Annotated in this window: 20 protein-coding genes and 1 pseudogene; 3 read left to right on the plus strand and 18 right to left on the minus strand. The window is 68.3% G+C overall.

Going from position 1 to position 20,501, the window contains the following annotated elements:
* A partial coding sequence (locus ACO1BU_RS28775) for a recombinase family protein (RefSeq protein ID WP_424139403.1) occupies positions 1-1,174 on the minus strand: 1,174 nt, incomplete at its 3' end.
* Positions 1,164-1,373, minus strand: a complete 210-nt coding sequence (locus ACO1BU_RS28780) for a hypothetical protein (protein WP_424139404.1) — start codon at positions 1,371-1,373, stop codon at positions 1,164-1,166. The genes ACO1BU_RS28780 and ACO1BU_RS28775, both read right to left, overlap by 11 nt.
* 586 nt (positions 1,374-1,959) lie before the next feature.
* Between ACO1BU_RS28780 and ACO1BU_RS28785 the strand changes: the two genes are divergently transcribed.
* Complete coding sequence (locus tag ACO1BU_RS28785) at positions 1,960-2,769, plus strand: hypothetical protein (RefSeq protein WP_424139405.1); 810 nt, start codon at positions 1,960-1,962, stop codon at positions 2,767-2,769.
* Between the two features lie 96 nt (positions 2,770-2,865).
* Here the strand turns inward: ACO1BU_RS28785 and ACO1BU_RS28790 are convergent.
* A pseudogene (locus ACO1BU_RS28790) lies at positions 2,866-3,021 on the minus strand (transposase); the annotation flags it as partial.
* Positions 3,022-3,155: 134 nt separating this feature from the next.
* Here ACO1BU_RS28790 and ACO1BU_RS28795 point away from each other — a divergent pair.
* Positions 3,156-3,377: a hypothetical protein gene (locus tag ACO1BU_RS28795; RefSeq protein WP_424139427.1), complete on the plus strand. Its 222-nt coding sequence runs from the start codon at positions 3,156-3,158 to the stop codon at positions 3,375-3,377.
* 27 nt (positions 3,378-3,404) lie between these two features.
* Here the strand turns inward: ACO1BU_RS28795 and ACO1BU_RS28800 are convergent, their stop codons facing one another.
* The 3 genes from ACO1BU_RS28800 to ACO1BU_RS28805 all read right to left on the minus strand — a co-directional run bounded on the left by ACO1BU_RS28800 (position 3,405) and on the right by ACO1BU_RS28805 (position 5,729).
* On the minus strand, positions 3,405-4,550 hold the full coding sequence (locus ACO1BU_RS28800) for an IS630 family transposase (RefSeq protein WP_424139406.1): 1,146 nt from the start codon (positions 4,548-4,550) through the stop codon (positions 3,405-3,407).
* Positions 4,551-4,611: 61 nt separating this feature from the next.
* A complete protein-coding gene (locus ACO1BU_RS37780) occupies positions 4,612-4,776 on the minus strand; it encodes a DUF3024 domain-containing protein (protein ID WP_481133248.1) in 165 nt (54 codons plus the stop codon).
* Between the two features lie 5 nt (positions 4,777-4,781).
* Positions 4,782-5,729, minus strand: a complete 948-nt coding sequence (locus ACO1BU_RS28805) for an IS1595 family transposase (protein WP_424139407.1) — start codon at positions 5,727-5,729, stop codon at positions 4,782-4,784.
* A gap of 136 nt (positions 5,730-5,865) precedes the next feature.
* On the opposite strand from ACO1BU_RS28805, the gene ACO1BU_RS28810 reads away from it, so the two are divergent.
* Positions 5,866-6,623, plus strand: a protein-coding gene (locus ACO1BU_RS28810) for an IS5 family transposase (protein WP_424139408.1) whose coding sequence is annotated in 2 segments (ribosomal slippage) — positions 5,866-6,180 and positions 6,183-6,623 — 756 coding nt in all. Because the reading frame shifts where the segments join, the coding sequence is not laid out codon by codon here.
* Here ACO1BU_RS28810 and ACO1BU_RS28815 read toward each other — a convergent pair.
* From ACO1BU_RS28815 to ACO1BU_RS28870, 12 genes are all read right to left on the minus strand, one after another.
* The gene (locus tag ACO1BU_RS28815; protein ID WP_424139409.1) at positions 6,605-7,084 is read right to left on the minus strand and encodes a type II toxin-antitoxin system VapC family toxin; all 480 of its coding nucleotides are present in this window, start codon (positions 7,082-7,084) and stop codon (positions 6,605-6,607) included. The genes ACO1BU_RS28810 and ACO1BU_RS28815 overlap by 19 nt on opposite strands.
* A gap of 386 nt (positions 7,085-7,470) precedes the next feature.
* Complete coding sequence (locus tag ACO1BU_RS28820; protein ID WP_424139410.1) at positions 7,471-8,406, minus strand: SMP-30/gluconolactonase/LRE family protein; 936 nt, start codon at positions 8,404-8,406, stop codon at positions 7,471-7,473.
* A gap of 23 nt (positions 8,407-8,429) precedes the next feature.
* Positions 8,430-9,167, minus strand: a complete 738-nt coding sequence (locus ACO1BU_RS28825; protein WP_424139411.1) for an ABC transporter ATP-binding protein — start codon at positions 9,165-9,167, stop codon at positions 8,430-8,432.
* Positions 9,160-9,948, minus strand: a complete 789-nt coding sequence (locus tag ACO1BU_RS28830; protein WP_424139412.1) for an ABC transporter ATP-binding protein — start codon at positions 9,946-9,948, stop codon at positions 9,160-9,162. The genes ACO1BU_RS28825 and ACO1BU_RS28830 overlap by 8 nt, the downstream gene beginning before the upstream one ends.
* Positions 9,941-10,930 carry a branched-chain amino acid ABC transporter permease gene (locus tag ACO1BU_RS28835; protein WP_424139413.1) on the minus strand — a complete coding sequence of 330 codons (990 nt, stop codon included), beginning with the start codon at positions 10,928-10,930 and terminating at the stop codon, positions 9,941-9,943. The genes ACO1BU_RS28830 and ACO1BU_RS28835 overlap by 8 nt, the downstream gene beginning before the upstream one ends.
* Entirely contained in the window at positions 10,923-11,813 is an 891-nt protein-coding gene (locus tag ACO1BU_RS28840; protein WP_424139414.1) for a branched-chain amino acid ABC transporter permease, read from the minus strand. The genes ACO1BU_RS28835 and ACO1BU_RS28840 overlap by 8 nt, the downstream gene beginning before the upstream one ends.
* Positions 11,810-12,721 (minus strand): NAD(P)-dependent oxidoreductase, encoded by a 912-nt coding sequence (locus ACO1BU_RS28845; RefSeq protein WP_424139415.1) that lies wholly within the window; start codon positions 12,719-12,721, stop codon positions 11,810-11,812. Before ACO1BU_RS28845 ends, ACO1BU_RS28840 begins: the two co-directional genes overlap by 4 nt.
* 7 nt (positions 12,722-12,728) lie before the next feature.
* Positions 12,729-13,484, minus strand: coding sequence for an SDR family NAD(P)-dependent oxidoreductase (locus tag ACO1BU_RS28850; protein ID WP_424139416.1), 756 nt, complete (start codon positions 13,482-13,484; stop codon positions 12,729-12,731).
* Between the two features lie 50 nt (positions 13,485-13,534).
* Positions 13,535-14,746, minus strand: coding sequence for an ABC transporter substrate-binding protein (locus tag ACO1BU_RS28855; protein WP_424139417.1), 1,212 nt, complete (start codon positions 14,744-14,746; stop codon positions 13,535-13,537).
* A gap of 186 nt (positions 14,747-14,932) precedes the next feature.
* Positions 14,933-16,591 carry an acyl-CoA dehydrogenase family protein gene (locus ACO1BU_RS28860; RefSeq protein ID WP_424139418.1) on the minus strand — a complete coding sequence of 553 codons (1,659 nt, stop codon included), beginning with the start codon at positions 16,589-16,591 and terminating at the stop codon, positions 14,933-14,935.
* A gap of 4 nt (positions 16,592-16,595) precedes the next feature.
* A complete protein-coding gene (locus tag ACO1BU_RS28865) occupies positions 16,596-17,810 on the minus strand; it encodes a CoA transferase (RefSeq protein ID WP_424139419.1) in 1,215 nt (404 codons plus the stop codon).
* Positions 17,810-20,437: a 2-oxoglutarate dehydrogenase E1 component gene (locus ACO1BU_RS28870; RefSeq protein ID WP_424139420.1), complete on the minus strand. Its 2,628-nt coding sequence runs from the start codon at positions 20,435-20,437 to the stop codon at positions 17,810-17,812. The genes ACO1BU_RS28865 and ACO1BU_RS28870 overlap by 1 nt, the downstream gene beginning before the upstream one ends.
* Positions 20,438-20,501 lie beyond the last annotated feature (64 nt).

Consider the following 20,501-nt stretch of genomic DNA (forward strand, 5'->3'; position numbering starts at 1 on the left):
CGGCCTGCACGGCGGCCGGCCTGACGACGGTGAGCAGCGCCGCTGCCGTGGCATCGTCGACGCGTAGCCCGCCGAAGGCGATGCAGCTCGGCTCCCCGTAGTCGAGCCGGCCGCGGGTGCAGGCGTATCGCGGGGTATCGTGCCGCGCGCCGGTGTACTGGACGGTGAGCTTCTGGCCACAGCGACGGCAGCGCAGCAGGCCAGCCAGCAGCGCCGTGCCGCGCTTGGGTGCGCCATGCACGTCGGCCGCCGGTACGTTCCTGCTCACCATCTGCCGGATCGCCTCCGCACGCTCCCACTCGACGTAACCTTCGTGAGCGCCGGGCCGCAAGGCCAGCCAGTCCGCGCTCGCCTTGCGCCGGCAGCAGGCTCTCGCCCCTGCGCCGTCATAGCGCACCGCCACGCCTGTCTTTCCGTAGGCATAGGCCCCGCCATAGGCCGGGTTGGCAATGAGCTGGCCGATGCTGGAATAGCGTGGCCGGCGCCAAACCACCGCGCCGCCGGAGGTCCTGGCCGGCAGGTCGAGCCCGTGCTCCAGGAACCACAGCAGCGCTTGGCGCACACTCCCGAGTTCAGCGACCTTGTCGATGGCCAGCCTGATCGCCGCCTGGACCCGCCGATCGGGGTCCTTCTCCAGCCGGTCGCCCACCTTGATGAAGCCCACCGGTGCGGCAACGACGAGTTCGCCGCGCCGGGCCTTCTCGTGGCGTGCCGCGAGCGAGCGCTGGCGCAGCAGATCGAACTCATACTCGTTCAGGCTGCCTTTCAGCCCCAGCAGTAGCCGGTCATTGCCCTGCCGCGGCGCGTAGACCGTTTCCTGGTCGATCAGCACCGTGTCGACGACGCGGCACATCTCCACCAACTGCTGCCAGTCGCGGCTGTTGCGCGCGAACCGCGACACCTCGAGGGCTGCCACTGCACCAACCTTGCCGAGGCAGACCTCGGCGACCATGCGCTCGAAGCCGGCGCGCACGACACCGCCGGCCGCGGAGCGACCGAGATCGTCGTCGATCACCTCGATCTCGGACCAGCCGAGCTGCGCCAACCGCTCCCGCATGGCGTATTGCAGGGCCTGGCTTTCCCGGTTGTGCTGGACCTGGTGGGCCGAGGACTGGCGGACATAGAGCACCGCCTTGCGCGCCCGGTGCTGCGCGCCGATCTTGTCAGCGCTCATCGACTACGCCCCCGGCCTTGGGTGCCAGGCTGCCGAGATGGGTGATCAGCAGGGGCACCATCAGCGCCGCCACCGCCTGCCGGGCCGGCTCCGGCAGGGTGCTCCATCCCGGCACCACACACGCCGTCGGCGGCGGGCTCGCTGGAAACAGGTCGGGTTGCCGGTCCGGCGTCCGCAGGCGGCGACGGGGGTATTGCATGGCGCTCTCCGGGGCGGTGGGGCGCAAAGGCTATCGCCTCCGTGCTCCCCGTCGTCTCCGAAAGCAGGACCCGCAACGCCACCAGCGCCGACAACGCCGCCACCGGCTCTGGCGTCTGCCACGTCCCGCGGCAGGCCGCCGCGTCGAGCATCCAGGTCGGGATCTCCCGCAGCCGGACCACATCGGTGCCGGCTAGGCTGCAGCGCGCCCAGGACCCGGTTGCTCGCTTGATCACCTCATGCACGCAGACCAGCCGGCCGGACCACGGATGCCACGCGTAGGCAACCGTCACCTCGCCAGCAAACACAGTACTATGGGTCTTGTGTCGGGGAGTTCTACAATCCACGGCGACGGCACTCAGCACTTCGCTATCAGAGCCCTTGTGCTTTCGAGGCCACCGCATAGTTCAACAACCGCTCTCCACTTTCCCAGGGCAAGTCCACGCGGGCGGTACACGGCTCATCTGGAGGGCGCCGCCAGCACCGCCAGCTTCGGCTTCACCGATCGATCTGGAGTGGTTAACGGCTGGCGTGGTTCGTCTCCACCATCGATGCTGTCATGGAGGATGCGAGGACACCGTGCTGAGATGAAAACGATCCGTGAACTCGCCCGAGGCAAGCTGCTCCTGCGCCTCGTTCAAGAGAAAGCTGCTTATTCGGGCGTGGTCATCGGCGGCGCTGGCCGCCCGGCGGTAATCCGCGGCATCGACCCGGACGAGGTCTGGCAACGCCTGCAGAATGAAGCCGGCAGGGCTGATCGAAGCTACTTCGGTTTTGACAGAGCGCGGCAGCGTTTTCTGCGCTTCTTCCCCGGGGGCTTCACCTCCAAGGACTACGTTGAGTCCGAGCGCAACTACAAGGTGAAGGCAAAAGTCGAGCTCGACGCTGCAGCGCCGCTTGAGGCTGCCGCTACCGGAGAGGGGTACGGAGAAGCCGTTCTCAGGGCATTCCGGGCCACCAACCTGCTGGCGCCCATCGAGAAGACCAAGCTTCAGAGCGTACTCCGAGGCGCCTCAGCCGACGCATTCGTCCAGGCTGCCGCCCGTTTCACTCTTGGGGCGGGGACGTCAGCCTTGATGGACATGGATCGCATCCTGCGCCCGCATGACAGCGCCAAGTGGACCGTCGTCACCTACCTGCCGTTCCTCTGGCGGCCTAGCGTCCACATGTTCCTGAAGCCTGAAGTCACCAAGGGCTTCGCGACCAAGGTCGGTCATCCGTTTGTCCACGACTACGAGACGCGGCTTCACGCGGATGTCTACGATGGACTACTCAGTTTGGTAGGCCAGACCGAGAGTGAACTGGTTGAGTTGCGCCCGAAGGACCGCATCGATGTCCAAAGCTTTCTCTGGGTGGTGGGCGCCTATGACGAGGCAAAGGATGGCGCCGTAGCCTAATTTGGGACGTCTTGCACCGTGGAAGGCCTCGTACTGCGGAAGAGGTTCTGAATACGGCATGCGACACCCACTGCAGTGCCTGCGTGCTGTCCCGCCACCCGCCAGGAGTTGGGCCTTCCAGGTCGTGATCTGGTTCGGGTGTACGTCAAACTGCTGGGCCAGCTCGGCCGGCGTCCTCTCGCCCTTCACGGCAGCCAACGCCACCTTCGCCTTGAAGGCCGGAGAATGGTTCCGCCGAGGTCGCTTGCTCATCGTCTCTCCTAATCTGCGGCCATCCTCGCCGCCGTCAGGCAGAAACTCCACTTATCTAACCTGTTCAGATTCCCTGGGCCACCTCTGTCGGCAGCGGCCACGACATCATCCTCGACTTCGGCCATGGCGACCTGATCGACCTCTCCCTCACCGACGCCCTGCCCACCACCAGCGGCGACGATGCCTTCTCCTTCATCGGCGACCACGCCTTCACCAAGCAGGCCGGCGAACTGCATGTCATCCAGTCCGGCGCCAACACGCTGGTCGAGGCCGATCTGACCGGCGACGGCAAGGCCGACTTCCAGATCGAGCTCTCCGGCCACCACGCCATGACCGCCTCCGACTTCATCTTCTAGTACTGCGTTCGCGAATTGGCGACTCGATCAGGCAGCCTGGGCTTGGCGGTCCGGAGTGATGCCGTACCGCCAATGCGGGAGCAGCGGTGCGGTATTGCAGATCTCGATGTAGCGACGGATCCGGTCAGCCATTTCGGCTTTGCTGGCGACACGAATGCGCCGCAGCACGGAGCGGGCCAGTTTTGAGAAGAAGGTCTCCACATAGTTGAGCCACGACGCGTGCGTCGGGGTAAACACCAGTTCAAACCGGCCTGGCTTGCTGGCAAGGAAGCGCCTGGTCTCGCGCGAACGATGGGCGGAGTGATTGTCGAGCAGCAGGCAGATCAACATCCCTGCCGGATAATGCGCATCGAGCCGCTCAAGAAAGGCGATGAACTCACGCGAGCGATGCCGCTGGGTTGCCGCGTGATGCACAAAGCCGCTCACCAGATCGACCGCAGCGCAGAGGGTCAGTGTGCCGAGCCGCTTGTACTCGTGATCACGCTGAACCGTGGCATGCTTGCTGGGTTTCGGTGGCAGGTCGGGGGCGGTACTGGCAATTGCCTGGATGCCGGGCTTCTCGTCATAGGAGAGCACGGCAACCGGGCGGTCGGCCTCGGGGATCTGCCGCAGCATCTCCGCCGCGGCATAGACTTCCAGGACCTCGGCCTTGCGCTTCTCAAAGGCCGGATCGCGCCGTTGCAGATAGTAGCGAACCTTGTGCGGCTTGACTGGCTGGCTGTTCAGTACCTCATGCACCGTGCTGGGCGCGAGTTCAGCCAGGCAGGCGTGACCGGCGGCGGGTCCGCGCTCGCGTGCGTGCGTCGCCAGCAGGCGAAGCGTCCACAACTCATGGGGATAGCCTCGTTGCCTGGCTTTGACGCAGGCCTCGCCAATCAACCAGGTGCGCGCCGCTTCCGTGATGTCCGGTCGCCGTCCCGAACGCGGCAGGTCGTCGATCGCCCTGAGCGGTCCCACCGCCATGACCCGGCGCGCGCAGCGGGTGACCCGTTGACGGTCAATGCGCAGCTCTGCGGCGATCTCGGTGGCATCGCGCTGGTCCGCCAGGTGCAGGATGATGGCCGAACGCTCGACATGATGGGCTTGGGCCGTGCGCGAGCGGGCGAGTGCACGCAGGGTGGCGCGCGTCTCGTCGGTCAGGCACAGCGCCAGCGTGGCGGCTTTGCGCGGCATGCAATGTCTTCCCAGGTTGCAGCTAACTGCCGGCTGGTTGGCGCAACACCCGCGGTCCGGGTCAACAGGGTTGGAAGTACGGCTCGCTCGCGATCCGATGCAGCGATTCCATCAGCGACAGACGCTCGGCCACGCGATGCCACTCTCCGGTGTGCCGGTGCCACAAGAGGCCAAAGCGATCCCGGCCGACGTAGTCCAACCGGGCGAAGGGTGCGTCAAACTCCAACCTGATTAGGCGGAAACCTCAGCCAGTTTGAGCAGGCGATACGGCATCGGCGGGGTCTGTGCAGCGGCTGTGGCGAGGCGCGGCAGCATGGCAGCGAGATCGTAGCGGCGGTTGAACCGGTACTCGAACTCGGCGAGATAGCGCGGCACGTGCTTCGGCGCGATCGAGCGGTAGGTGCCGGTGATGGCGGCCTTGATGTTGCCGAGCGCGGTATTGACGCATTTGAAAGCCGGCGTGCGCGCAGCCCGCGCGCCCGAGCCAGTCCTGATGACCGTGTGCTGGCATCCGGCCTTGGTGACAGCGGCGAAGCAGCCGAGGCCGTCACTGACCACCTCGCAGGTGGGATCCAGACTGCGCTTGGCGAAGCCCTCGATGGCACGGCGGCAGAAGCTCGCCACCCGGTGCAGCTTCAGCCGCACCGGCTTGCCCTCCGGCGTGGTCTCGACCGCAGCGACGAAGGGCGTCTTGCCGGGTGAGCCACGGCCACGTTTGCCACCCGAGCGCTCACCGCCGAGGTAGGCATCGTCGAGTTCAATGCGGCCCGCAAGCAGCCTCCTGGCGTCGCGCTCCAGCATGACCTGCCCGAGCTTGTGCTTGATGGTCCAGGCGGTGCTCTGGGTCACGCCAAGGCGGCGGGCCAGCTCGAGGCTGGAGATGCCCTTCTTCGTCTGGCTCACGTGGTAGATGGCCCGGAACCAGGTCCGCAGCGCCACCTTGGTGGCGGCGAAGATGGTGCCCGCCGTCAGCGAGGTCTGGCGTCGGCAGGCGCTGCATTGGAACAGCTGGCGCGATCGTATCTCGCTATGACGCCGCTCGCCGCAGATCGGGCACTCGAAGCCGTCTGGCCAGCGCCAGCGGAACAGCGCCTCGCGGCACGCCGCTTCAGTGCCGTACTGCTGCTCGAACTCAGCTTCGCTGAGCCCCTTCTGGAACTGCACTGAATTGCGGGCCACGGCTATCCCTTTGCAAACACATCGATGTTCCTGATTTGTACCCTGCCGTGGCTAGGGCGTGTCCTCAGATGGGGGATTCCCAGGATGGCGCTGGGGTGATTCATAGGGTGCCGGCAAGTTGTGGAGCAGCCGGCGGATGCGGCGATACGCGTTGCGTGGTGATCAGTGGACCCGGATCGAGGGCCTGCTGCCCGGCCGGGTTGGCCATGTCGGCATGACGGCGCGCGACAACCGCCTGTTCGTCGAGGCGGTCGTCTATCGCTACCGCGCCGGTATTCCCTGGCGCGACCTGCCGGACCAGTTCGGCTCGTGGAAGGCGGTGCATACGCGGTTCAGCCGCTGGGCCAAGCGCGGCATATGGGAGCGCCTGCTCCGGCATTTCGCGGCGGAGGCGGACACGGAATACGCGATGCTCGACAGCACGGTGGTCCGCGCTCACCAGCACGCCGCGGGGGCGCCCAAAAAGGGGGTGGCGAGCAGGCCATCGGGCGCAGCAAGGGTGGCCTGAGCACCAAGATCCACGCCCTCGTGGATGCACTCGGCAATCCGGTCGGCTTTGCTCTGACCGGCGGCCAGGCACATGATCTTGCCGGTGCTGACGCGTTGCTGCCCGATATGGCGGCCGATGCGCTGATCGCCGATCGGGCTTTCGATGCCGACGCACGCGTGTTGGAGCCTCTGGCTGCGGCAGGCAAGGCGGCCATCATCCCGCCAAAAGGCAACCGGAAGCAGAAGCGGGACTACGACCGGCATCTCTACAAGGCGCGGCACCTGATCGAGAACTTCTTTGCCAAGCTCAAGCAGTTCCGCGCCATCGCGACCCGCTACGACAAGACCGCACGCAACTTCCTCGGCGCCATCCACCTCGCCGCAGCCTATGTCTGGCTCATCTGAGGACACACCCTAGCTGAGAAAGCCGCATAATCAGGTACGGTTTTCCACGGATCCATCAGCGACACCCCAAGCCCCTCAAAATCGGCCGTGTTCCGCGTGGCCAGGACGGCCCCGTGGGCCAGGGCCATTCCCCCGATCAGGGCATCCGCCAGGGCAATCGGGCGACCGGCGGCCTCTCGTGCAGCACGTGCTCTGGCATAACTGGCGGCGCAGGTCGCATCGAAGGGCAGAACCCGCTCCGCGAACCCCTCGGCGAGCAGCCGCTCAAAGAGCGCCTCGAGCCCGGCGCGGCGCTGGCCGTCGGGAAGGCGGGCGAGGCCGTAGCGGATCTCGGCGACCACAAGGCTTGGCAGGAACAGCGTCTCCAGGCGCTGGACAGCCAGGAAGTCTGTCACCCGGACGTCTGGACGCGGCCGCATCAGTTCCGAGACGACGTTGGGGTCGCTGCACGCTTCGTTCAAAACAGCACGTTAAGCGCTATCGGCGTAACCGGGGCAAAACCCCGGGCAGTGCCGTATTTTAGGGATTCCCCTGAAGGGGTTTTTCCGATTCCGTGGGGCGGTGCCTGCACCCGAGAACCTTGATGGTCTGACGCCTGCGGAGCTGAACGCTCTGCTGCTGGAGTTGCTCGGACGGGTCCGCGACCTTGAGCGTCAGGTTGCGGCACGAGACGCCGAGATCGCCCGGCTGAGTAGGTCATGCCGGCCTGGCGAAGGCCGATCACCTGCCGACGGCGCTCCTCTTGCGCCGCCGCCGGCAACTTGCGCATGTCCACCTGCTTCATGCCCCCGACCTGGGGCGCTCCTAACTGCCTTCAAGATCGCCCAGGCCAGATCAATAACTGCCTTCAAGATCGCCCAGGCCGGGTCAATAGCGGCAGTCCACTCCTCGGCCAGTCAACCGCGATCAGGCGACCGGTCCCAGACAGAGTGATGAAGGCGGTCCTGAGCTCGTCGCCACCGAAGCAGATGTTCGTACAGTAGGGCTCGGGCGCGGCATGGAACTCCACCAACTCGCCCGCGGGCGACACGACGGAGATGCCCGCCCGCACCAGCGTCGCTACGCAGATGTTGCCATTCGCCTCCACGGCCAGGGAATCGAAGCGCTGGTAGCCGGGCGGGCCGTAGAGGAGGCGGCCCCCGTTCGGCGACGGCCACGCCTCCATCCCGACCTCGCCGGGCGCGGTGATGGGGTACGCCCAGAGACGGCTCGTCTCGGTCTCGGCCACGTAGAGGGTCCGTCCATCTGGGGAGAGGCCCACGCCGTTCGGAGTCATGGACGGGAAGATCACCTCGCGGATGATGCTGCCGTCGCACCGGGCATAGTAGACGGCCCCGCGGTCCATGCTGCGGGCCCGCACCTTGCCCAGGTCGGTGAACCAAAAACCGCCATGGGCGTCGAAGACGATGTCATTCGGGCCGTTCAGAGGCTTGCCGTCGCATTCCGTGTAGAGGATTTGGACCTGGCCCGTCGCAAGGTCCACGCGCTCGATACGGCCGCCTGCGTAGTCCTCGGCGATGCCGATGGGGCGCAGGTAGCCGTCCGCCTGCTCAAGCCAGCGGAAGCCGCCGTTATTGCAGACGTAGCAGGCCCCGTCCGGCCCGATCGCCGCCCCGTTGGGCCCGCCGCCCAACCTCGCGACCACCTCCGTGCGGCCAGAGGACGCGATCCGCGTCAGTGTCCCGCCCTCGATCTCCACGACCAGCAGGCTCCCGTCGGGTAGCCAGACCGGCCCCTCGGGAAAGCGCAGCCCGCGCGCCACCTCGCGCCCAACCAGATCCATTTCGCCTCCCTTCGCGAATGCAGTCACGCCGCTACCTCGCCCGCCCCGAGATAGGCGGCGATTGCCTCCTCCATGGCGGCCGGCTCGCGGAGCTCCGCCGCCTCTCGTCGCCCGAGCATCCGCCCTCCCCTCATGAAGTGCACCGCATCGGACACGCGGACGGTCAGGCGGAAGTTCTGCTCCACGAGGATCATCGCGAGATCCGTTTCGGCCCGCACCGTCGCCAGCTTCTCGAAGACGCGGCGCACCAGCAGGGGCGCAAGGCCGAGCGAGGGCTCGTCCAGCAGCAGGAGGCGCGGCCCGGCCATCAGCGCGCGGCCGATGGCCAGCATCTGCTGCTCCCCGCCGCTCAGGCGCCAGGCCGGGCTCCCTGCCCGCCCGGCGATCTCGGTGAAGATGCCGAGCACCATGTCGCGCCGCCGGCGCCGCGTCGCCCCGTCCAGGTGGAAGCCGCCAAGGACGAGGTTCTCGTCCACCGACAGGTTGGGCACGATCTCGCGCCCCTCGGGCACGTAGACGATCCCAGCGCGCACCAGCGCCCGCGCGTCCTGCGCCGTGATGTCTGCGCCCTCGAGCAGGACGCGACCGGCGGCCTTTGGCACCAGCCCCGCGATCGCCTTGAGCACGGTCGACTTGCCTGCCCCGTTGGCGCCCAGCAACCCCACCGTGCCGCGTTGCGGTACCGCCAGCCCGATGCCGCGCACGGCCGTCGCGGCGCCATAGCGGACCTCGAGCCCCTCGACCCGGAGAAGGTCAGTCATCGGAGTCCCCCAGGTAGACGCGGATGACCTCGGGGTCCTCGCGGATCTCCTCCGGCGTGCCGCTGGCGATCCGCTGGCCGAAGTTCAGCACGTGGATGTGGTGGCAGAGCTGCATGATGAGGTCCATGTCGTGCTCCACCACCACGATGATCAGCTCCGGCGAGACGAGGCCGCGCAGCACCGCCATGAGCTGCCGCGTCTCGGCGGGGTTCAGCCCCGCCGCCGGCTCGTCCAGCAGCAGGACGCGGGGGCGCGAGACGATGGCGCGGGCAATCTCCACGAGGCGCTGGGTGCCGGGCGGCAGCCCGGCCGGCGTAGCCTCCGCATAGGCCGCGAGATCCAGGCGGCGGAGAACCTCCATAGCCGCCGCCCGGGCCTCCTCCGCCTCGGCTCGCCCGCCGGGGAGGGGCAGGAAGGCGTCCGCCCAGCCGGAGCGGCCGAGCCGCGCCCGGCCAAACATGACATTCTCCACCACGTCCAGCTCCGGGCAGAGGGCCACGTGCTGGAAGCTGCGTGACAGGCCCACGCGGGCGCGCTGCGCCGGCGGCAGCCGCTCCAGAGGCTCACCGCCCAGCGCGATCGTGCCGTGCTGCGGCCGGTAGAGCCCCGTGAGGCAGTTGAACAGGCTCGTCTTGCCCGCCCCGTTCGGCCCGATGAGGCCCGTGACCTGGCCGGGCCGGAAGTCCATGCTGACCTCCTTCAACACCCGGTGCCCGCCGAAGGCGAGGGAGACGGCTTCGACCGTCAGCTCCGCACCTCCCGTGATCGACGCGTCAAGCATTCCGCCGCCCCCCCATCAGCCGGGCGCGCAGCGCCGCCAGGACCTCCGCCGGCCGGTGGCCGAGGGTGACGACGAGCAACAGCGCGGCGCCGTAGATGATCGGCACCCAATCCCCCCAGGCCGCGAAGACCTGCGGGATGAGAGTGATGAAGGCGCCCCCGGCCAGGGCGCCGACCAGCCCGAGGGAGCCGAAGCTCACCACCGTGCCGACGAGGAGGTAGATGGCCGTGGAGAGCGTGAAGCTATTCGGCGAGACGGTCGAGGCCGCGAAGGCGAGGAGCGACCCGGCTACGGAGGCGATGGCAGCGCTGATTGCGAAGGCCGCGAGGCGCGCATAGCTGCGGGAGAAGCCGAAGGCCTCGCCCGCCCGGGGATGATCCCGCGCGGTGAGCAGCACCAGCCCCTGCCGGGAGTGCCGGAAGCGCGCCAGCAGCACCACGAGGACCGCGAGCACGACGAGCGGGAGGTAGTAGCGTTGCAACTCGATGGGCACGCCCGGAAACAGGGGACGCGAGACGTAGAGCCCCTCGTAGCCACCGGCGATCGGGCCCGCCTGCAGGATCAGCTCGGGCACCGCGAGCGCTAGCGCCATGGTGGCGATCGCGAGATAGATGCCCGACAGCGCGCGCGATGGCCAGGCGAAGGCGATGCCGAGCAGTGCGCCGGAAACGGCCGCGACCGGGAGTCCGATACCGACGGACAAGCCCAGCTGTCGCTCCAGGATGGCCGTGCAATAGGCGCCGAAGGCAAGGAAGAAGCTGTGCCCAATGGATACCTCTCCGCCATAGCGGAGCAGGAAGCCGACGGAGAGCACTGCCACGGCGTTCGCCATGCAGACCCCCACGCTGTAGGTCCAGAAGCCGCCCGCCAGGGCGGGGATGGCGGCCAGAACCACCAGAGGGACCCAGCTTGCCAGACGGCGCGGAAGGGGGCCCGCCTCACCCGTGACCGCCTGGGTCACCACGCCGACGGCCTCATGCACGCGAGCCTCCTCCGCGCTGGGGCAGGATGCCGCCCGGGAACAGGTTCAAGGCCACGAGCATGAGGACGAGCAGGAAGGTGGCGCTCAGTTCCGAGGTGACGAAGTAGCTGAACAGGTTCATCGTGACCCCCACGATCAGCCCGCCGATGATGCTCCCCGGCAGGCTGGAGAAGCCGCCGAGCACCGCCGCGGCGAAGGACTGCAGCATGAAGGACACGACGGTTGTCGAGCTGAGGAAGGTGCTGGGGATGATCAGCAGCGCCGCCGTGACGCCAAGGCCCGCCGCCACGCCCCAGGCGAGCCCCTGGACGGCATAGATATTCAGGCCGCAGACGCGGCTTGCGAAAGCACTGGTGGAGACCGCGCGGAAGGCGATCCCGACCCGGGTCCGCTCTATGACGAAGAAAAGCGCCGCGATCACGGAGCCCGAGACCGCCAGCACGGCGAGATCGTAGGAGGTGACCCGGAGCCCCGCCACCGTCACGCTCCAGTTCGGCACGGGCAGGTCGAGGTTGACGATGTCAGCGCCGAACAGGACTTGCACCACCCCCTGCAGGACGAGGCTGATGCCGAGGGTCGCGATTGTCCCGCGCAGGTCCGATACCTCCGACACGCGGGCGATCAGGCCGTAGGAGACGAGCGCCAGGACCACCACAATCGCCAGCGCCACGAGGACGGAGGCGATCCAGCCGAGGCCGCCGCCCGCCGTCGTCAGGGCATAGACCACGAAGCCCGCGAGGGCCGCCAAGTTGCCATGCGCGAAGTTCACCACCCGCGTCGCCTTGAAGATCATCACGAGCCCCAACGCGCCCATCGCGTAGAGACAACCCGTGACGATCCCCGTCCAGACGAGGGAGAGAAGGTCCTGGAGAGCGTCGCTCACGACCCGGCGGGCTCCGCCGCAGGAAGTCGGCCTGACACCAGCTCCAGCAGGACCGGGAAGTACTGACTACCCGCGCCCAGGCGAACGAGCTCGGCATAGTAGTCGCGTGCCGTCTCGGTGACGCGCGCCTGCACGCCGGTGTCGCGGGCCAGCTCCAACGCACCGGCCAAGTCCTTGAGCACGTAGGTGGAGGGGAAGGCGCGGTCCGGGTAGTTGCGCGGCAGCATCGCCTTCATGCCGTGGTTGCGTAGCACGAAGCTGTCGCCTGAGCCGCACGAGACAGCCTCCAGCAGCTTGGCGGGTTCCACCCCAGCGCGCTCGCCAACCGCCACCATCTCGGCCAGGGCCGCGACGTGCTCGAAGACGAGGGCGTTGTTGATGAGCTTCACGGCCTGGCCCGTGCCCACGCCGCCGCAGTGCGTAATGTCGGTTGCCATATAGCCGAGGAGCGGCCGGAGGCGGCCGAAGGTCACCTCGTTGGCGCCGACCATGATGCTGAGCTCGCCGCGGATCGCCGCTTCGCGCGTGCGGGCCACGGGGGCGTCGACGAAGCCCACTCCAGCCTCAGCCAACCGCTTCGCGACATCGCGGGCGGAAGCGACCGTTGTGGTGCTGAGGTCCACGACGAGGAGCCCAGGCTTTCCGTGGCGCAGAATACCGTCCTCGCCGCAGCAGACCGCCTCGACCTGCGGCGGCCCCGGGAGAGAGAGGAAGATGACGTCCGCCCCGCGCACCGCCTCCTCAGCGCTGCCGACAAGGACAGCCTTGGTGTCACTCAGCGCGTCGCGCGCAGCCGGGCTCGTGTCGAAGGCGCGTACCTCGCCGGCGTGCTTGGTCGCCATGTTGCGGCACATAGGGCCGCCCATGACGCCGAGGCCGATGAAGCCGATGGTCTCTGCTGCTGTCATGTCCGTCTCAATCCATCAACATGCCGCCGTTTACGTCGAGCACGGTTCCCGTGATCCAGTTCGACGCGGGCGAGCAGAGGAACAGGATAGCCTGGGCGATGTCCTCGGGCTGGCCAAAGCGCCCGAGCGGCACGTTGCCGTTGGCGGAGGGCGGGGCGCGGCCGGTCACGGTTTGCCACATGGGCGTTTCCACGGGGCCGGGCGCGATGGTGTTGGCGAAGACGCCGTGCGGCGCGCCGGACTTCGCCACCCACTTCATCAGCCCGTGCACGGCCGACTTCGCCGAGACATAGGCCGGGCCGGAAGCCACGCCGCCGATCTTGGCCGCGATGGAGCCAAGCGCGACGATCTTGCCGCCACCAGCCTGCACCATGATGGGGTAGAGCTTCCGCAACGGATTCACCACGCCCATGAGGTTCACGTCGAGAATGGAGCGCCACTCGTCGTCCTCGCTGTCCTGCAGCGGCGTGTTCGCGATGGTGCCTGCGCAGAGGACCAACGCGTCCACCCGCCCGTGCTCCGCCAGCACCGCGCCGATCATCGCCTCCGTCCCGGCGCGGGATGTCACGTCGCAGCGCGCGAAGGTGACGCCGGGCGTCGTCGTGGTGCCGGCCTGGGCCTCATGAAGGTCAGCGGCCACCACCCTCGCCCCGGCCTCCGCCAGGGCAGCACAAACGGCCCGCCCGATGCCGCCGGTCCCGCCGGTCACGATGGCCACGCGGCCGTCCATCCGCGCGGGCGCGCTGATCGGAATGCTTGTCATGTCTGTCCTGTCTTGGATGCTTCGTCAGTCGGCCTCGGTCGTCGCCCAGCTCAGGTCGGCAGGTCGAAGGCCGCGGCAGGATAGGGCCGGAACTCGCGGACGAGGCTGAACTGCCCGTCCTTCGCCTGGATGATGCCTTCCTGGCGCGTGCCGCGGTGATCGCCGGGCTGGAAGGACACGTTGCGCGCGCCGCCGACCGAGGCGTTGGTCAGCCCCTCCATCGCCTCGATCAGGTTCGGGCGCGTCAACGGCTTGCCGCTGTCCAGCAGCCGCTCGAACCCTGAGGCGAAGAGGGCGGCGTTGCTCCACCCGTTTAGCCCGAAGACGCCAGCGGGATCGTTGGGCGCATACTTCGCGACGGATTGCCGGTACGCCTCCACCTCCGGCTCCGATCCGCCGACGGGCAGCAGCCAGGAGGAGAAGTAGGTCCCGTCCAACAGATCGGAGGCGAGGCGATAGGTGGAGGGATCGGCGGTGAAGAAGGGCGCGAACCAAGTAGCGCGAAAACCGCTGCGATTCGCTGAACGCAGGGCGGCCGCAAGATTGGCGTTGGAGCCGAACATGACCACCGCCTCCGCCCGCGCGCTGATCAGCCGGCGGATCTGCGGCGTGAAGTCGGTCGCCCGCACGTCGAAGGGCTGCGATTCCGCCGGCTCCATGTTTCGGGAAGCCATGTACTTGTCGAAGCCGCGCTTGGCGGAGCGGCCGAGCTCGTCATTCTCCCACAGAAGCGCCACGCGCCCGAGTTTCAGCCCATCAAGGGCGTACTCGGTATTGGCGGCTGCCGACCAGCCATAGTCGGGCAGGAGCGGGAAGACGTGCTTCTCGGTAAAGAAGGCGGAAGCCCCACCAATCGGGCCGATCATCGGCAGGCCTTGTTCCCGCGCATAGGGGATCGCGGCCACGCTCGTCGCCGTGCCGACCGGGGCGACCAGGGCGAAGATTCCCTGTTCCTCGACCAGCCGGCGAGTGACGGCGACGCTGCGCGAGGGCTCGTAGCCGTCATCCATGGTGGCGTAGCGCACCTGCCAGCCGCGGATCCCGCCGTTCTCATTTTTGTACCGGAAGAATGCATCGGCGGCCCGAGTCAGGATGGCGTAAAAGGGCACGGGACCGGTGACCGGCGTGAAGGCACCGATGGTGATCGTCTTCGACGCCGTGTCGATCCCAGGCGCGGCGCCCTGTGCCAGGGCAGGCCGCGAAAGCGGTGCCAGGGCAGCGGCCGCGATGCTTGACAGGAACTGCGCTCGGCTGACTTCCATTTTCTTGGATTCCCCAGTGGCCGCATTCTGTGGCGGCCACGTCTGTTGTCGTCCCGGTGCTAAGACTCAGCCCGGGTGAGCTTTGATCGGATCATCACAGGCCCGTTCTCAAGCGTCAATCTACAATGCATCATGCATCATCAGTTTGCACATTTTTCATATGACCGGGCGGGCCCTGGCCGTTCCTTAGTTCACGCGCCCGAGCAACCCGCGCGCGATGACCTGGGCCTGGATTTCCGCCGCGCCCTCGAAGATCGAGAGGATGCGCGCATCGCACAGCACGCGGCTGATCGGATACTCGATGGCGTAGCCATTGCCGCCATGGATCTGCAGCGCGCTGTCCGCGTTGGACCAAGCGACGCGCGCGGCCAGCAGCTTCGCCATCCCCGCCTCCATGTCGCAGCGCTGCCCGCTGTCCTTCGTGCGCGCGGCGAAATAGGTCAGCTGCCGCGCCATCATCGTCTCGGCCGCCATCCAGGCCAGCTTCGCATGCACGCGCGGGAAATGCAGGATCGCCTTGCCGAACTGCTCGCGCGAGGTCGCATAGGCCACGCCCAGCACCATCGCGTTCTGCGCCACACCGAGCGCGCGTGCCGCCGTCTGGATGCGCGCGCTCTCGAAGGTCTCCATCAGCTGCTTGAAGCCCTGTCCCTCCACGCCGCCCAGCAAGGCGGAGGCAGGCACCTCGAAGCCGTCGAAGCCGATCTCGTACTCCTTCATGCCGCGGTAGCCGAGCACGGGGATCTCCGCCCCGCTCATCCCCGGCGCGGGGAAGGGATCACCCTCCATCCCACGCGGCTTCTCAGCCAGCAGCATGGAAAGGCCCTTGTAGCCCGACCCCGCCGGCCCGGTGCGGACCAGCAGCGTCATCAGGTCCGAGCGCGACCCATGGGTGATCCAGGTCTTCGCGCCATAGACCTTGTAGACATCCCCCTCCCGCACCGCGCGGGTGCGCAGGTTGCCCAGGTCCGATCCGGTATTGGGCTCCGTGAACACCGCGGTCGGCAGGATCTCGCCCGAGGCCAGCCGCGGCAGCCAATGCGCCTTCTGCTCCTCCGTCCCGCCCAGCCGGATCAGCTCCGCCGCGATCTCTGAGCGCGTGCCGAGCGAGCCCACGCCGATATAGCCGCCGCTCAGCGCCTCGGAGACCAGGCACATGGCGACCTTGCCCAGCCCGAGCCCGCCGAACTCCTCCGGAATGGTCAGCCCGAACACGCCCATCTCGGCGAGCTTGCCGATCAGCTCCAGCGGGATCAGCTCGTCGCGCTGGTGCCAAGTCTGGGCATGGGGCGTCACCTCGGCGGCCGTGAAGCGCAGGAACTCCGCCCGCGTCGCCTCCAGCGCCTCGTCATAAAGCCCGACCGCGCCGTAATTCCCGGCCGCCACCGCCTCGCCCAGCGCCTGCCGCACCCCCTCCAGCACTGCCGGATTGGAAAGCCGCGCCAGCACCGGCTCGGCCAGGAACCGCGCCACGGCCTCGGCCGGCACGCCCAGATCAGCCGGGCGCACCATCTCCGTCTGGCTCATCGGGATGCCGCCCGCGAGCTGCCCCAGATATTCCGCGAAGCCCAGCCGCAGCATCGCGGCCTCGCTCCACCCCAAGCCATCACCCGCCGAAAGCCCGCGCGCCCAGCGCAGCGTCTGGCGCAGCGCCTCCACATAGGCCGCCTGCCAGGCCAGCCCGTGCAGGGCGAACTGGTGCCGCTCCATCAGCGCCGCATCCGGCTTGCCCCCCGGCGCCACCGTGGCGGACACCGCGCGCCGCCCCTCCTCGAACAGCCGCTCCGCCGCGGCCAGCGCCGCGTCGTAATCGGCCAGTGCGATGTCGTTCGTCACGGCGTTCATGAAGTCAGCGTTCCTCCGGGCCGGCCACGATGCCGGCATCATGCAGCTTGCCGATCGCGGCGGCGGACAGGCCGAGGACTTCGGCGAGCACCGCGTCGCTGTGCTCGCCGAGGCGTGGCGCCGGGCACGGTTCCGGGCGCGGCGTGCCCGAAAAGGCAAGCGGCACGGCAGGGGCCAGGATGCGGCCGACGCCGGGCTGCTCGATCTCGGCGAACATCGGGTTGGCAGTGGAGAGGCGCGGGTCCTCCCGCACGAGCTGCCCGAAATCCTGGTAGGGGCCCCACAGGATGCCGCTGCCCTCGAACAGCCGCGTGACCTCCGCCAGCGTATGCCGGGCGAACCACGGTGCCAGCACCGCCCCGATGGCGTGCCGCGCCTCGAAGCGCCCGCCCTCGTCATTCAGGTCCACATCCAGCATGGGCCCGATCATCGCCAGCTTTTCCGCCAGGCCCGTGACCTTCCCGATTGCCCGCCATTGCCGGTTGGAGATGGCGACCAGCATCACCCGCCGCCCATCCGCCGTCGGGAAGTCCCGCCCGAAGGCGCCGTAGAGGTCATTTCCGATCGGCTGGCGAACGGCCCCGTTCACCTGCACATCGGCCACGTATCCCAGATTGGCTACCGAGGCGAAGGCGATATCCGCCAGCGACAGCACCACCTCCTGCCCACGCCCCTCGCGCCGCCGCACCCGCTCCGCCGCCAGCAGCCCGGTCGCCAGGTAAAGCCCCGCCGCGATGTCCCAGGCCGGCAGCACATGATTCACCGGCTCGCCGCCACGCCCCGTCGCCATGGGGAAGCCGGCCGCGCAGTTGACGGTGTAGTCCAGCGCGCCGCTGCCATCCGGATTGCCGATCAGCCGCAGCATGATCAGGTCCGGCCGGTGCGCGGAAAGCGCCGCATGGCTCATCCAGCCGCTTGCCGGCAGGTTGGTCAGCAGGATCCCGGCATCCTCGCCCGCGCCGCAGATCAGGGCACGGGCGATCTCCTGCCCCTCCGGCCGGTTCAGCGCCAGCGCCACCGAGCGCTTGGCCTTGTTCAGCCCGGTCCAGTACAGGCTGGTGCCCTCGGGCGAGAGCGGCCAGCGCCGGTAGTCGATATTGCCGCCGATCGGATCGATCCGGATCACGTCCGCGCCGAGTTGCGCCAGCGTCATTCCCCCGCTCGGCGCCGCGATGAAGGCCGCAACCTCGACAACCCGAAGGCCAGATAGCGGGCCCACTACGCGGCCCTCGTCGCCCGGGCAGGTGCCGCGGCGGCACAGGCACGCTCGACAATGGCACGCTGATCGGCATCGTGGTCTCCGTGAAAGCTGCCGGCCGGCGACGGCGATTCAGGACGGCCCACATAGGCCAGCTGCGGCGAGCCGAGGCCGGCGCTGGCGAGGACGGCTTCCAGCCGGGGGCGGACCCAGCTCCAGGCGCCCATGTTCTCCGGCTCCTCCTGGACCCAACGGCATCGGGCGTCCGGCCAGCGGCGGGCCAGCTCGGCCAGGATCTCCGCCGGGAACGGGTAGAGCTGCTCCAGCCGGACCACCACCGCCCCGTCGGCCTGCCGTTGTGCCAGCTCCTCTTCCAGCTCGTAGGCGATCTTGCCCGAGCAGAAGAGGACCAGACCCACATCGCCCCGGGGTGCCCCGGCGATTACGGGCCGGAAGCATCGGCCCGGCGCGAAGTCGTCCAGGGGCGAGACCGCGGCGGGCAGGCGGAGCAGCTTTTTCGGACTCATGACAATCAGGGGCCGCCGGATGCTTCCGAGGGCCTGTTCGCGGAGCAGGTGGAAGTAGTTGGCGGGCGTGCTGGGAATGACGATCCGGACGTTGTCCTTCGCCGCCATCTGCAGGTAGCGCTCCGGCCGTGCCGAGGAGTGCTCCGGCCCCTGCCCTTCCAGCCCATGCGGGAGCAGCATCACGAGGCCCGAGCGATCACCCCACTTCTCCTCGGCCGACATGACGAACTGGTCGATGACGATCTGCGCGCCGTTGGCGAAGTCGCCGAACTGGGCCTCCCACAGCGTCAGCACATCCGGCCGTGCCAGGCTGTAGCCATACTCGAAGCCGAGCACCGCGTATTCCGAGAGCGGGCTGTTATAGACGGAGAAGCGCGCCTGCCCCTCGGCCAGCCCGTTCAGGCCAACATGCATCGCGCCTGTGCCGGTGTCGACCAGGCCGAAATGGCGGTGGGAGAAGGCCCCGCGCACCACATCCTGTCCGCTAAGCCGGATTGGGACACCCTCCGTCAGCAGCGAGCCGAAGGCGAGCGCCTCCGCGACGGGCCAGCTTACCTGTCCCCCCTCCGCCACCATGCGCTGCTTGAGCACCCGCCCCATGCGCGGATGCAGCGCCATGCCCGTGGGGACCTCGGCCAGCCGGGCTGCGATGGAGCGAAGCAGCTCCGGCGGAACACCGGTCTCGGGCGCCAAGGTGGACTGCGCCTCCTCAACCTCCATCGCGACGTTCGGGCGGTACTCCGACGCCTGCTCGTAGGCATCTTGCAGCCGGTCGCGGTTCCGGCCCCGCTCCGCCGCGACCTCCTCCTCGGTGAGGATGCCCTCAGACACCAACCGCCCGGCGAAGGCGGATGCCACCGGCTCCTTGGCCGCGATCCGCTGGTACAGCAGCGGCTGCGTGAAGGTAGGTTCGTCGATCTCGTTGTGGCCGTTCCGGCGGTAGCAGACGAGGTCAATCACAGCATCCCGTCCCTGGCTCTTCCGGTAGCCGAAGGCCAGCTCCGCCGCGCGGCACACCGCCAGGGGATCGTCCGCGTTGACGTGCAGGATGCCGCTATCGATGGCCTTCCATGCGCCCGTGCAGTGCGTGGAGGTGCGAGCGTCCCGCTCCTCCGTGGTGAAGCCGATGCGGTTGTTGATGACCACGTGGACGGTCCCGCCGGTTCCGAAGCCCGCCGTCCCGCCGAGCTGCAGAGTTTCCGGCACGACTCCCTGGCCGATGACCGCCGCATCAGTGTGGAGGATGATGGGCAGGACCTTCGCCCGCCCTTCCTCGCCCTCCAGCTCCTGCAGCGCGCGGGCCCGGCCCAGCACGAGCGGATCGACCGCCTCCAGATGGGAGGGATTGGCGAGGAGGGTGACACGGAGCTGACGTCCGCCGATCTCCAGGGACGTCTCCAGGCCCAGATGATAGGGCACGTCCCCTGCGCGGTCGGAACCGGGCGAGAAGGGATGCATCCCCTTAATCTCGGCCAACATCCGCGTGAGGTCCTTGCCTAGCACGTTGGCCATCAGGTTCAGCCGTCCCCGGTGCATCGTGCCGATGACCACATGGGTCACGCCCGAAGCCGCCGCCTGCTCCAGCAGCCGGCGCAGCAGTGGCACCACCGCCTCCGCGCCCTCCGCGCCGAAGCGCTTCTTGGTGGGGTACTTCACGCCCAGGAAGCGCTCGAACTCGTCTGCCGCGATGAGCCCGCCCAGGACGGCCCGCTTCTCCTCGGGCCCGGAATTTCCCGCCCCAGCCTCGAACTGCCAGAGGAGCCAAGCCCGCGCGTCCGCGGCATCGATATGGGCGGTCTCGACGGTCAGCGTGCCGCCATAGAGGCGCTCCAGGGCTTCGGGGGGTAGGGGCTGGGCCGGAGGCTCGCTCTCCTTCAGCCGCGAGACCAGAGGCGACTGCTCCTGCGCGAGCGGGCAGACCCACGCGTGCAGATGCCCGCGGGCGCGGACCGCCTCGGCGAGCCGGGCCGTCACCGCATCGCCCGCCACCGGCCGGTTCGCGAGGCCGCTCACTGGCTCAACCTCCTCCAGCACCTCGAAGAGAACGCGCCAGCCCGGATCGACCGAAGCCGGATCGAGGCGGAACTGCCGCTGCAACGCCTCCAGCGAGGCGGCACCCATAGCGGTCAGCGGTGACGATCCATGACCCATACGAAAGACCTGCTCCGAAGTGCTAGGTGTGAAG

The organism is Roseomonas chloroacetimidivorans, assembly GCF_049629625.1.
Lineage (GTDB): Bacteria > Pseudomonadota > Alphaproteobacteria > Acetobacterales > Acetobacteraceae > Roseomonas > Roseomonas chloroacetimidivorans.

Bases quoted from the DNA above. Each gene is read 5' to 3' on its own strand.
- ACO1BU_RS28825 (WP_424139411.1), bottom strand. From the start codon at position 9,167: ATGACTGACCTTCTCCGGGTCGAGGGGCTCGAGGTCCGCTATGGCGCC.
- ACO1BU_RS28780 (WP_424139404.1), bottom strand. From the start codon at position 1,373: ATGCAATACCCCCGTCGCCGCCTGCGGACGCCGGACCGGCAACCCGAC.
- ACO1BU_RS28785 (WP_424139405.1), top strand. From the start codon at position 1,960: ATGAAAACGATCCGTGAACTCGCCCGAGGCAAGCTGCTCCTGCGCCTC.
- ACO1BU_RS28820 (WP_424139410.1), bottom strand. From the start codon at position 8,406: ATGGATCTGGTTGGGCGCGAGGTGGCGCGCGGGCTGCGCTTTCCCGAG.
- ACO1BU_RS28830 (WP_424139412.1), bottom strand. From the start codon at position 9,948: ATGCTTGACGCGTCGATCACGGGAGGTGCGGAGCTGACGGTCGAAGCC.
- ACO1BU_RS28850 (WP_424139416.1), bottom strand. From the start codon at position 13,484: ATGACAAGCATTCCGATCAGCGCGCCCGCGCGGATGGACGGCCGCGTG.
- ACO1BU_RS28855 (WP_424139417.1), bottom strand. From the start codon at position 14,746: ATGGAAGTCAGCCGAGCGCAGTTCCTGTCAAGCATCGCGGCCGCTGCC.
- ACO1BU_RS28800 (WP_424139406.1), bottom strand. From the start codon at position 4,550: ATGCCGCGCAAAGCCGCCACGCTGGCGCTGTGCCTGACCGACGAGACG.
- ACO1BU_RS28860 (WP_424139418.1), bottom strand. From the start codon at position 16,591: ATGAACGCCGTGACGAACGACATCGCACTGGCCGATTACGACGCGGCG.
- ACO1BU_RS28870 (WP_424139420.1), bottom strand. From the start codon at position 20,437: ATGGGTGCCGCCTCGCTGGAGGCGTTGCAGCGGCAGTTCCGCCTCGAT.
- ACO1BU_RS28845 (WP_424139415.1), bottom strand. From the start codon at position 12,721: ATGACAGCAGCAGAGACCATCGGCTTCATCGGCCTCGGCGTCATGGGC.